The sequence below is a fragment of the Larkinella rosea genome (assembly GCF_003858635.1).
In the GTDB taxonomy this organism is placed as follows: domain Bacteria; phylum Bacteroidota; class Bacteroidia; order Cytophagales; family Spirosomataceae; genus Larkinella; species Larkinella rosea.
Genome location: NZ_RQJO01000007.1, coordinates 92743 through 104870, shown reverse-complemented (window position 1 = coordinate 104870; position 12128 = coordinate 92743). Strand labels below are relative to the sequence as shown.

8 protein-coding genes are annotated in these 12128 nt (G+C 49.1%); 6 read left to right on the top strand and 2 right to left on the bottom strand.

Annotation, left to right across the window (positions count from 1 at the left end; translation table 11 throughout):
• Positions 1 to 48 precede the first annotated feature (48 nt).
• The 4 genes from EHT25_RS00755 (at position 49) to EHT25_RS00740 (ending at position 7523) form a co-directional block, all read left to right on the top strand.
• Complete coding sequence (locus EHT25_RS00755) at positions 49 to 1374, top strand: RagB/SusD family nutrient uptake outer membrane protein (protein ID WP_310588707.1); 1326 nt, start codon at positions 49 to 51, stop codon at positions 1372 to 1374.
• 382 nt (positions 1375 to 1756) lie between these two features.
• The gene (locus EHT25_RS00750; protein WP_229311388.1) at positions 1757 to 4450 is read left to right on the top strand and encodes an MGH1-like glycoside hydrolase domain-containing protein; all 2694 of its coding nucleotides are present in this window, start codon (positions 1757 to 1759) and stop codon (positions 4448 to 4450) included.
• A gap of 411 nt (positions 4451 to 4861) precedes the next feature.
• The gene (locus tag EHT25_RS00745; RefSeq protein WP_221622228.1) at positions 4862 to 6907 is read left to right on the top strand and encodes a tetratricopeptide repeat protein; all 2046 of its coding nucleotides are present in this window, start codon (positions 4862 to 4864) and stop codon (positions 6905 to 6907) included.
• 181 nt (positions 6908 to 7088) lie between these two features.
• The gene (locus tag EHT25_RS00740) at positions 7089 to 7523 is read left to right on the top strand and encodes a DoxX family protein (RefSeq protein ID WP_124869163.1); all 435 of its coding nucleotides are present in this window, start codon (positions 7089 to 7091) and stop codon (positions 7521 to 7523) included.
• A gap of 6 nt (positions 7524 to 7529) precedes the next feature.
• Here the strand turns inward: EHT25_RS00740 and EHT25_RS00735 are convergent, their stop codons facing one another.
• On the bottom strand, positions 7530 to 8438 hold the full coding sequence (locus EHT25_RS00735) for an AraC family transcriptional regulator (protein WP_124873414.1): 909 nt from the start codon (positions 8436 to 8438) through the stop codon (positions 7530 to 7532).
• Positions 8439 to 8688: 250 nt separating this feature from the next.
• Between EHT25_RS00735 and EHT25_RS00730 the strand changes: the two genes are divergently transcribed.
• Together EHT25_RS00730 and EHT25_RS00725 are read left to right on the top strand one after the other, a co-directional pair.
• Entirely contained in the window at positions 8689 to 10227 is a 1539-nt protein-coding gene (locus tag EHT25_RS00730) for an aldehyde dehydrogenase family protein (RefSeq protein WP_124869160.1), read from the top strand.
• Positions 10228 to 10284: 57 nt separating this feature from the next.
• On the top strand, positions 10285 to 10668 hold the full coding sequence (locus EHT25_RS00725) for a DUF779 domain-containing protein (RefSeq protein ID WP_124869157.1): 384 nt from the start codon (positions 10285 to 10287) through the stop codon (positions 10666 to 10668).
• Positions 10669 to 10843: 175 nt separating this feature from the next.
• On the opposite strand, the gene EHT25_RS00720 is transcribed toward EHT25_RS00725, so the two are convergent.
• Positions 10844 to 11872, bottom strand: a complete 1029-nt coding sequence (locus EHT25_RS00720; RefSeq protein ID WP_229311387.1) for a ligand-binding sensor domain-containing protein — start codon at positions 11870 to 11872, stop codon at positions 10844 to 10846.
• Between the last annotated feature and the right edge of the window lie 256 nt (positions 11873 to 12128).

Below are 12128 nucleotides of genomic sequence, written 5' to 3'. Positions count from 1 at the left end.
ATCTGACAAAGTGCTGAATGTCGATTCATTGTCTAACTTTTTACGATCATGATCCTGAAAAAATATAAATTAATGGCTTGTCTGGTGGTGATTCTGCTCAGCCAGAATGCCTGCCGCGAAGAATACCTGAACCCCAGTTCGGCCAGTGAACAGCAGGTCATCAATTCGCCCGACGGTTTGATTGCCATGGCGAATGGCCTTCAATCGCGGTATACGGCCGGTCGGCTTGGTGCGATATACAATGCCGTAGCAACCGGCGGTTTAACCACCCGCGAATTTCGCGTACTCAACGCTGGAAACGTCGATGAGGTCGCCCTGGAATCCGGATTGGCCAACGTGACCAACGCAAACTCCGTGGTGCGTCAACTCTGGACCAGTTGCCTGATTACCAATGCCAATTCAGACATCATTCTGGCCAATGCCGACAAAATAACCGAAGCCGGAACAAAAAGCGGAGTTGTTGCCTATGCGGCCATTTTCAAGGCGCTTTCATTGGGAACGCTGGCGCAGTTTTTCGAGCAGGCCCCCATCAAGGCAGGAGAAAATGCTCCCTTTGTTCCGCGGGTTCAATTACTGAAAGAATCGGTCACGCAATTGGAAGCAGCCGCTACCCTGGTAGCCTCGAATCCTTTGTCGGTTAAATTTACGACCAGCATCGTAACCGGTATCGACATTCCGAATACGCTTCAGGCACTGATTGCCCGGAATAGTTTATTTGCCGGTGATTACGCAAAAGCCGCAGCGGCAGCCGCCAAAGTTGATCTGACCAAAAAATCGTTTTTCTCGTTCGACGACAATACCCGGAATCCAATTTACGAAACCGCCTTTAGCAATCGGAACGTCATCGAACCGGTTAGTGCAACGCTGGGTTTGCCCGCCGGTTTAACCCCCGATCCGGCCGATAAACGCATCCCGTTTTATGTGCGGCCAACCGCCAGCGCAACGCTCAATCTGGGAACCGGTTTTGCCACGGCCAACAACGCTCCCCTCCCGGTTTATTTACCCGGTGAAATGTTGCTCATTCGGGCCGAAGCACTGATCCGGGGGATTAGTTCGGGTGGTGCCCCCACCGACGTAAACGCTGCCATTACGGAACTGAACAAGGTATTAACCAAAACCGCTGCCACCGATGTGTGGGGCGTTGGGGCCGGGTTACCGGCTTATGCGGGTCCGGCAGTTGCGGCCGACGTACTCAACGAGATTTATAAAAACCGGGCGATTGAACTGGCTTACAGCGGTTTTCGGTTGGAAGACGGCCGCCGTTTCGGTCGGTCGGGGCCAAGTGTAACCGGCGAACGGAACCGCAATTTTATGCCGTATCCCCGAACGGAACGGGATAATAATACCAATACGCCCGCCAAAGATCCGGATTGAAGGAGAACGTATCAGTAGCGTTTTACGGGCGGTATACAGTATATCGCCCGTTGCTTTTTGTCGTCGAATTACAATACCGCTTTGACCGAATAAGAACATTTCGCAGTTACCATTCAGTGTGGCGCGAATAATGTGCTGCTTCCTTTTCAGTACGAAAACCCTCCCGCTCTCTGTCTGGCAATTCGGGGCCAATCCGACATCACATGGATACATCGACACTTTTCGATGTGTTTTCCAGGGCAAAAAAATAAAATTTATACGCTTGTTTTGACACCATTCTTGTAACTGAATACTAAATTAAGGCGATAAATGACTTCAAGACAGTTTACTCGTCTAATGGGTGTAAATAGAATTTTGACGCAACCTGTACCTGAAGCTTCACATGGAATACAACCTCAAGATGGGAAATAGCATCGAACGCGACCGAATTTATACCCGCGCCGATAACAAAGGGTGGAAAAAGTGGGGACCTTATTTGTCGGAGCGCTCCTGGGGCACGGTTCGCGAAGATTACAGCGTACACGGCAATGCCTGGGGGTTTATTACGCATGACATGTCGCGCTCCCGGGCGTATCGCTGGGGCGAAGACGGCATCGGCGGTCTGTCCGACAACAAAGGCCACGTGTGCTTTGCGCTGGCCTTCTGGAACCACAATGACAGCATCATCAAAGAGCGGCTTTTTGGCCTCACCGGTCCCGAAGGGAATCACGGGGAGGATGTGAAGGAACTGTACTATTACCTGGATAGTACGCCGACCCATTCGTACATGAAGATGCTGTACAAGTATCCGCAACAACCGTTTCCGTATACCCGCCTGGTGGACGAAGGTCGCCGTCGAAACCGCCTGGAGCCCGAATTTGAACTGGTCGAAACCGGTATTTTTGATTCGAATCAGTACTTCGACATCTTCATCGAATACGCCAAAAACGACGAAAACGACATTCTGATCAAGATTACGGCGTATAACCGCTACAGCAAAGCCGCCAAATTGACGATGTTGCCGACCCTCTGGTTCCGCAATACCTGGTCGTGGGGGTACGAGCAATATGCCTATAAACCGATCCTGAACGGAATTTCGACCACCCAGATTGCGGTCGATCACAAGCTGTTGGGAAAATACAAACTGTATTGTGAAGACGCCGATGAACTGGTATTTTGCGAAAACGAGACCAACACGGAGCGGCTTTACGGCATTCCCAATGAATCACTCTTCTGCAAGGACGGCATCAACGATTACATCACGTCGGGCGAGAAAAAATTCGTTAATCCGAATCAAATCGGGTCAAAAGCGTCGGCCCGCTACGCCCGCACAATTCAGCCCGGCGAATCGACCACCATTCGGCTGCGGTTTAGTCAGGATACCCACAACGGGCAACCTTTTGCCGACTTTGACACCATTTTTAACCAGCGGTTGCTCGAAGCGGACGAGTTTTACGATCAGTTGCAAAGTAATATAACCGATCCGGAGCTTCGGGTTATCCAGCGGCAAGCCTACGCGGGCATGTTGTGGAACAAGCAATTCTATTATTACAACGTTAACGAATGGCTAAAGGGCGATCCTAAAATGCCCACACCGTTTCATGGACGGGCCTACCAGCGCAACTCGGGCTGGCGGCATATGTACACTGCCAACATTCTGTCGATGCCCGATAAATGGGAGTATCCGTGGTTTGCCGCCTGGGATCTGGCATTTCATACCCTGACGCTCGCCCGGCTCGATCCGCATTTCGCCAAGCGTCAGTTGGCGGTTATTCTGCGCGAATATTACATGCACCCGAATGGCCAGATTCCGGCTTATGAATGGAATTTTAGTGATGTAAATCCCCCGGTCCATGCCTGGGCGACCTGGAAAGTATACGAAATCGACCGGGATATGAACGGCAAAGGCGACATCAACTTTTTGGAGCGGGTGTTCCATAAATTGCTGCTCAACTTTACATGGTGGGTAAACCGGAAAGACATCAGTGGGAACAGCGTATTCGGGGGCGGTTTCCTGGGTCTCGATAACATCGGCGTATTCGATCGCAGCCAGCCTTTGCCGATGGGCGGACACATTGAGCAAGCCGACGGAACGGGCTGGATGGCCATGTACACGCTGAACATGCTCCGGATTTCCTGCGAAATTGCCCTGACCCGGCCGACGTACCAGGACATGGCTTCCAAGTTTTTCGAGCACTTCCTGCACATCGCGGCCGCCATGAAAAACCTGGGTGGACAGGGCATTAGCCTGTGGGACGAGGACGATCAGTTCTATTATGACGTGCTGCATACCCCCAACAACGCCAGTATGTTGCTGAAAATCCGCTCGATGGTGGGCCTGATTCCCCTGTTTGCTGTTGAGATTCTGGATGACGATTTGCTGGAAAAACTGCCGGATTTCAAGCGCCGGGTGGAGTGGGTGTTGACCAACCGCCCGGATCTGGCGTCGATGATTTCGCGCTGGCACGAACCGGGCAAAGGCGCCACGCACCTGCTTTCGCTGCTGCGCGGTCATCGGATGAAGATGTTGCTCAAGCGCATGTTCGACGAAACGGAATTTCTGTCTGATTATGGCATCCGGGCGCTGTCGAAATACCACGGCGAAAAACCGTATGAGTTCAATCTGAACGGTGAAATCTTCCAGGTAAAATACGTCCCGAACGAATCCGAAACGAGTCTTTTTGGCGGTAATTCCAACTGGCGCGGGCCCATCTGGTTCCCGGTTAATTACCTGCTGATCGATTCATTGCTGAAATTCTACAACTATTACGGTGACGATTTTGAGATTGAATACCCGACCAATTCCGGCCAGATTATGAGCATCAAGGAAGCTACGGTTTTGGTAGCCGAACGACTGGTCAATATTTTCCGGCGCGACGAATCGGGCAAAATTCCGGCATACAACGGCTACGAGAAATACCAGGATGATCCGCATTTCAAGGATTTGCACCTGTTTTTCGAGTACTTCCACGGCGACAACGGCAGTGGCCTCGGTGCCAATCACCAAACCGGCTGGACGGGCCTCGTGGCCGATTTGATCGAATTTTTGTATCAACACCAGTTACAAAAAGAACCGGTTCATGCCAAAGTCTTATAAACGAAAAAGCCGGGCAAGTCCCGGCTTTTTCGTTTATATCGAAGATAAAGGTTTCTTACCCAATTAAATGGGTTTCTGCTTGCCGGTGTAACAAAAATAAAAACTTGTACTATTTAATGTTTTTCCCGAGAAACTCATGCGAAATGCTTCTGCATGAAACCCTTATGAAATTTCGTTGAAACGCCTTTTTACTTTATTTATTAGTCCAAATACTCACAAAATTTGACCGGCAACTCACTTTCTTTGGCTCGTTTAACCAAAAACCGTATCTTCACCTGCCCGTCCTAACAAATGCCGCTAATGTTGCGATTGCTATGCTCTGTCTTTCTGTTGTTGTGCTTTATCGCTTTTCAACCAGTGGCAGGGCGTACAGTTGACCTGACCCCCGACTTAAAAACTGACAACGATTCGGTGCCCCGTTTAAATAATACGGCGCTCAAACTGGCCCGAAACAAGAATTACTCCGGTGCGCTTCAGCTCCTGCAACGGGCCGCGGCAGGCCGTCCTTCCGATACACTTCTCTACAATCAGGCCATTATTCTGGGTCGTTTGAAACGGTTTGAAGAAGCCAGTAGTCTTCTGCAACAGATTCCTTCCTTTGCGCACGCCCAGGCGAATCAAGGTGTTTTTTTCTGTCTCAGCGGTGATGTTAAAGTGGGGTTGGCTTTACTGGAAAATACCGCTGGTGGAAAAGGTGCCGACAAAATTGCTTTTAATCGGGCAGTAGCTCATCTGCAGGCGGGGCAATTCGACGAAGCCCACCGGGCCGCTTCCGAAGCCGTGCGCATGCGGCCCGGCGAACCGATGTACCGGCTGACGAAAGGGGATGCATTGCTCGGTTTGGAAAAATACCGGGAGGCACTTAACCTGTACGAATCCATCGAAAAAGAACCCGAAGTCGAAAAAATGCTGCCAGTTCGGATTGGAAATGCCCTTTTGGGTCTAAAAAAATACGAAGAAGCGGCCACGAAGTTTACGACATACCTGCTCTCCGGCGACCGAAGTTTCCAGGCACCCGCCCGATTCGGTCTGGCGAACGCATATTATGGACAAAAAGAATTTACGAAAGCCGTCGCCGAATTTCGCCGGGCCGTCCAGTTCCGTCCCCAGTGGGTTCAGGCCCGGACCGGTTTGGGAAATGCCCTGTGCAGCATTCGGGACTATCGCTCTGCCCGCATCGAGTTTGAAGCAGCTCTGGCTCTGGAACCGGAAAACCCGCACATCCACCTCGGATTGGGGGTGATCAGTTACCGGCAGGGCTTGTACGAACAAGCGATGGAGCATTTCACAAAAGCACCGGATTTGTTCGATGATAAAGACAAAAATCTGGCGGACTGCTTCCTTAGTCGCGGACTTACCCAACTGGAATTGAACCAGTTAGACACAGCCTTGGTTAATTTGAGCACGGTTATGCGCTTAAACAAAGACCATCCGGCGGCTTATGCGGGAGCCAGTGAAGTGTATCGCAAAAAAGACAGCTACCGCTACACGCTGGCTTATCTGGAAAAAGCCATCCGGCTGTCTCCGCAAAATGATAAAATGCTGACGAATAAGGGGAATATGTACCTGAAGTCGGGGAATATGGATGAAGCCTACGATAACTTTTCCTGGGCGCTCCACCATAATTCTCAAAACATCAATGCCTTGAACGGCCTTTCCATTTCGTTGCTGGAAAAAGACCGCATTGAACAGGCTGAATCGGTGCTGGACAGTGTCATAAACCGGGGCCATCACAAAGCTTTTTTGTATAACAACCTGGGCATCGTGCGGTCCTACATGGCGTTGAAATACGAGAAACAAAAAGACTTACACAACGCGAAACAGTATTATTACCGGGCCGTCCGGGATTATGAGCGCTCGCGCGACCTCGACTCGACCCACAAAACGTTCTTTAATAACCTGGGGAACGTGTATAAAAACACCGAAGAATACGACAAGGCCGTTAAAAGTTATCTGGGTCATCTCGATAAAAGTGCAATCAACAACCTCGGCGTTCTCTACGCCCGGAATGGAAAAGGGGAATTTGGCAAACATTACCTGAACATTGCCCTGACAATCGATTCGGCTAGTCTGGTGTATCAGTTTAACCGCTACAAAGTTTATAAAGAGTATTTTAAAGACTCCCTGGCCCATCGTCCTGACATCATTCGGGCGCAGGATTTGATGCCCACCAACTCCATTAGTTCGAAGTATAGCAAAGACGGCTACATCAATATTTACCTCTACGACTACGATTTCGACCGCTACGAATTCCCCGGCGACCACTATTTCCCCATCCAGACCGACACTCCTACCCCACCGGATTACCGCCCCCTTGACGACCTTCTAACCATGGAAGTCGTATCGAATCCTTCCAAAGCCGTCGTGCCGGAGACCATCCGGGTGACCAGCAAGCGCATGCCCAAACCGCGCCGGACGCGGCTGGCCGGCAGCACGAAATGCCCGAAAATCATTTAATCGGTAAGTTCATAGATCGATTAAGTGGATGAGTGATGGTGCGAATACAAAAGAATGATCTCTGATTTATTCACTCAATCGATCGATCATACAATCACTCAATAATAAATTCTCCAACAAATTCTTGCTTTTATCTAATTTTTGACTACCTTAGGCTAGTTATTTCCTAAACAGCTAAGTCATGAACGTTCTACAACGTGTTGAGCATTGGGGTGATACGCATCACCCCGCCTGGATTGACGCACTTCGCATTATGCTGGGAATCATTCTGTTCCTGAAAGGAGTTAGTTTTATTGGAGACACCACCTACCTTTCCTCACTCGTCGGCGGAAGCAAGTTTGGGCTGACGCCGGTTATTCTCGTTCATTACGTCGCCTTTGCCCACCTCGTCGGCGGTTTGCTGATTGCGTCTGGCTGCCTGACCCGACTGGCAATTGCCCTTCAATTGCCCATTCTAATTGGAGCGGTTTTTTTCGTCAACATCAGCCGAGGATTCTCCGCGTTGAATTCCGAACTCTGGCTCTCGGTTGTCGTTCTGTTTCTGATGATTATGTTCCTGGTTGTTGGTTCGGGAAAGTTTTCGATGGACGACTGGATGAGTCGGCACGAACACTAAAACCGTCTAACCCAATTGCTGCTTGTATTGACGGGGGCTGATGTGCTCGACCGTTCGGAACGCATTGCTGAAATGCGTTACACTATTAAATCCAGATTCGAAGCAAGCATCCGTGATCGACTTGGACGGATTGCTCAGAATCTGTTTGGCCAGCCGGATGCGTTCCTGAAGAATAAACTGAATCGGTGAAATCCCGAGTTCGTTTTTGAATAACCGAAAGAAATGAGATTTGGACAGGCAGGCCTGATTCGACAGATCGTCAATGGCCAATGCTTTCGTCAAATTATTCCGAATGTATTCTACTACGAACGCCAGCCGGTGGTTGTTCATGTATTTCCGGGCCTGATCGACCAGCACCCGCCGGGCTTGCGTTTGCATCAGCCGCACAACCAGTTCTTCGAGGGAATTGTGAATAAAAAACGGTTTCAGGACATTGTTTTCCCGGTAAAGCCGGATGATTTTATCGATCAACGCACTGATTTCAAAGTTGTTCTGCAAGTGATAATTATTGGTATCAACCTCCCATAGTTCATTCGGCTCGGTTCGCGGATATTCTTCATTGAGGTGATTGACCGTTTGTTGAATGAATTCTTCCGAAAGCGTAAGGGCAATACATCGCGTTGGCGACTGAATCGTTGCTTCGGGGAAATCAATCTTCATGGACATATTAGCCGGTAAAACCAGTGATTCGCCCGGTAAATAATCGAACGGTTTCAGTTGATCGATGTGCATCACCTTTTTTCCGGTCAGCATGCTCGTCAAAACCGGTGAGCTAAACTCCAGTTCAACCAGTTGGGCGCGCTGAAACGTCTCGTACAGGTGTAATTCCGCCACTTCGTGGCTCAGCGTCAGTTTATTTTCCACCAGCGCATCCAGCCGACCTCCCCAGGCTGGAATAATGTCCGAATGTTGCATTGCTTTTATTCCCGATGTCATGGCTTGCTGGTGCTGGTTCGTTCGCTAATCTGGCTTCAGTTGGGTTTATTCCCGGAAAAGTCTAATTCCATTTCGAAGAAAGCACTTTTTCAATAAGGCCCAATCGCAAAAGTCAGAAAGAGAGAATATCGTAAGTTTTTGAGACAATACCGAAAATATTCTTGCACGATTTCGACAAAATTTGTCACAATTCAAATTCAAGCGATCAGTTTAACAAAGTCACTAATCCATGGAAACCTTAGAAGCACCCGTGGCCACCCGCTCGGCTACTCAATTGGAACGACCACAATTCAGAAATCAGTATGAGAATTTTATCGGGGGCAAATGGGTACCTCCCGTTGGCGGTGAATACTTCGAAAACAACTCCCCGATCGACGACAGCCTGATTTCCAGAATGCCCCGTTCAAAAGCTGTTGATGTCGAACTGGCCATCGATGCGGCCCACAAAGCCTTTGCCAGCTGGTCGAGGACGTCGGCCACCGAACGCAGCAACATACTCATTAAGATTGCCGACATCATCGAGAAAAACCTCGAGTTTCTGGCCCGGGTCGAAACCGTTGAAAACGGCAAAGCAGTGCGCGAAACAATGGCCGCCGATTTACCGCTGGTGGTCGATCACTTCCGGTATTTTGCGGGCGTGATTCGTGCCGAAGAAGGTTCCGTTTCGGAACTGGATGCGGATACGGTTTCGATGATTATCAAAGAACCGATCGGGGTTGTGGCTCAGATCATTCCCTGGAATTTCCCGTTGCTGATGGCCACCTGGAAGCTCGCTCCTGCCCTGGCCGCGGGTTGTTGCGTGGTGCTGAAACCCGCCGAACAAACGCCAACTTCGATCCTGGTGCTGATGGAGTTACTCGAAAATGTGATTCCTCCCGGAGTCATCAACATCATCAACGGTTTTGGACCGGAAGCCGGAAAACCACTGGCCCAATCGAAACGCATTGCCAAGGTGGCTTTCACGGGCGAAACCACCACCGGTCGGCTTATTATGCAATATGCGTCGGAAAACCTGATTCCGGTGACAATGGAACTGGGTGGTAAATCACCGAATATTTTCCTGCCCTCGATCATGGATGCCGACGATGCGTTTTTTGATAAATGCATCGAAGGTGCCGTCATGTTCGCGCTCAATCAGGGCGAAATTTGTACCTGTCCGTCGCGCTTACTCGTTCACGAAAGCATTTTTGATGGATTCATGGAGCGCGTTGTCGAACGCACCCGGGCCATTAAATTGGGCCACCCGCTCGATACAACCACAATGATGGGCGCCCAGGCTTCCAACGATCAGTATGAGAAAATTCTGTCGTACATCGACATTGGGAAGCAGGAAGGCGCCGAAATCCTGACCGGCGGTGGCCCGGCCAAACTGAATAGCGGTTTGGAGAACGGTTACTACATTGAACCGACGATTTTCCGGGGCAACAACAACATGCGGATTTTCCAGGAAGAAATCTTCGGGCCGGTGGTTTCGGCTACGACTTACAAAACCGTCGATGAAGCCATCGAAATGGCGAATGACACGCTATACGGTTTGGGCGCGGGTGTCTGGACGCGCGATGCGCATGAACTCTATCAGGTTCCAAGAGCGATTCAGGCGGGACGGGTCTGGGTCAATTGCTACCACAACTACCCGGCGCACGCATCGTTTGGTGGGTATAAGAAATCCGGTTTTGGCCGCGAAAACCACCTCTCGATGTTGAATCACTATCGCCAGTCGAAAAACCTGCTGATTTCCTACAGCAAGAATAAACTGGGATTCTTTTGACCAATTGTGAATGAGCGACGGGGCCGCCCGCGCTCATTCACTCAATCACAACTGCAAATGGCAATCTCCCGTGTTAAGGTTACGGATGCCGCCGTCATCATCATCAACAAACTCAAAAGAGCGAACGGCGAATTGATGTTCCACCAGAGCGGAGGCTGCTGTGATGGGTCTTCGCCCATGTGCTTTGCCAAAGGCGACTTCATCATCGGCTCCTCCGACGTCTGGTTGGGACAAATTCACGGCTGTGATTTTTTCATGTCGGAAGATCAGTTCGAATACTGGAAACACACCCAGCTGACCATCGACGTAACGCCCGGCCGGGGAGCGAGTTTTTCACTTGAAATACCGCTGGGCATACGGTTTTTTATTCGCTCCCGGTTGTTTGAGCTGGAAGAGCTTGATCAGTTGACGCCCGTTCAGGTCGGGCCAATTAAGGTCTAAAAACGATAACGATGCGGGTCACGATCAAAAACCACTCCCATCAATCAGCAATGACGGACCGCTCCAATGAGTTTGTTCTAAAATTCAGGTCAAAACCGGGAAAGGGAAATCTGAAGTTTACGAATGACTGATCGGAGCGGTTTTTCGGTTGTTTTTCCTTTCCAAATTCTTCTTTTTACTTTTTAAAGTCAGTAATCGTTTTCCCATCATACCGATACACGCCATCGGCACCAAACCAGATATTGCCTTTATCATCTTCTAAAATCCCAAAAAGCATTTTTCCTTCATTGGGATTTATTTCGGTTACCATGGGCTTTAGACTGGATAAGGTCTTTGCATCATAACGGGAAAGGATCCAGCCCAGGCTGGCTTCTGAAGTAGTCCAAATATTTCCTTTTCTATCTTCGTGGACATACCCAACAAAATTCCGGGTGATATTGGTAAATACCCGGCCGTCATAGCGCCACAGGCCATCACTGCCAGCGAGCCAGATATTGCCTTTTTTATCTTCGATTATCGTACGGACATTCGTAAAAGGCTGGCCGTCATGGGTTAAAACCGTAACTGTTTTCCCATCAAACAGGCAGGCATCACCCCGCGTAGCAATCCAGAATTTCCCGGTTTTATCTTCAATAATCGAATTAACATCATTATCGTTTTTTTCTTTCGTTGTAAAATTCTGCCCTTCATTCATCCGATAATTTCGAAAGGTTTTCCCATCGTAGCGGCTCGCTCCGCTCAGGGTGCCGAACCAAATGGTACCGGTTTTATCTTCATAAATATCAATAACTTGATTATTGGCAAGCCCATCCCGGGTTGTAAAGTTTTGAAAGGTTTTTCCGTCATAATAATAAACTCCTGAACCGACAGTACTAAACCAAAAATTACCTTTCCGATCTTCCAAAATCGAAAAAAAGCGGGCCGGACTCACTTTATCGGTTACATTAGTAAACGATTTTCCATCATACCGGAAAATACCACCAAATGTTGCCATCCAAATGTTTCCCTTTCTATCCTGCTTGATCGTACGCGTAATCCGGTCAGGTCCATAGGAGGTAGTTACGTCTTGGGATTCGGACTTGACACTATCCGATGGCAGGTTAGTTTTGTTTTGTCCTTTACACGAAGTGTAAAAAACGAACAGCAAGCACAAAGCATATGCGTATTTCATCATTTTTCCTTTTTTGACACCAAGTGATTTCAACAAATCTAATGGTCTTTGCGCTATGCTTAAGTTAATGGCTTGTTAATGAGTGTTAACGAAACGCAAATGGGGCTTTTACTGGTTGTTGGGATTTATTGGCCTTCCGCTGGTATTATCCGACATACTACTTACCTAAAAACCCTGTTTTTCAGCCAAACTCTTAATTTTTCCTAAATCTCCCGCACCGATTTAACGGAATGGGTTGGTGTTCGGGCAAAATCCGTATTTTTGTAACCGACGTCGCTATGGGACGATA

What these genes read in the sequence shown, in the direction of transcription:
- EHT25_RS00730 (WP_124869160.1), top strand. Translation starts at nt 8,689, where the DNA reads ATGGAAACCTTAGAAGCACCCGTGGCCACCCGCTCGGCTACTCAATTG.
- EHT25_RS00755 (WP_310588707.1), top strand. Translation starts at nt 49, where the DNA reads ATGATCCTGAAAAAATATAAATTAATGGCTTGTCTGGTGGTGATTCTG.
- EHT25_RS00735 (WP_124873414.1), bottom strand. Translation starts at nt 8,438, where the DNA reads ATGCAACATTCGGACATTATTCCAGCCTGGGGAGGTCGGCTGGATGCG.
- EHT25_RS00750 (WP_229311388.1), top strand. Translation starts at nt 1,757, where the DNA reads ATGGAATACAACCTCAAGATGGGAAATAGCATCGAACGCGACCGAATT.
- EHT25_RS00740 (WP_124869163.1), top strand. Translation starts at nt 7,089, where the DNA reads ATGAACGTTCTACAACGTGTTGAGCATTGGGGTGATACGCATCACCCC.
- EHT25_RS00725 (WP_124869157.1), top strand. Translation starts at nt 10,285, where the DNA reads ATGGCAATCTCCCGTGTTAAGGTTACGGATGCCGCCGTCATCATCATC.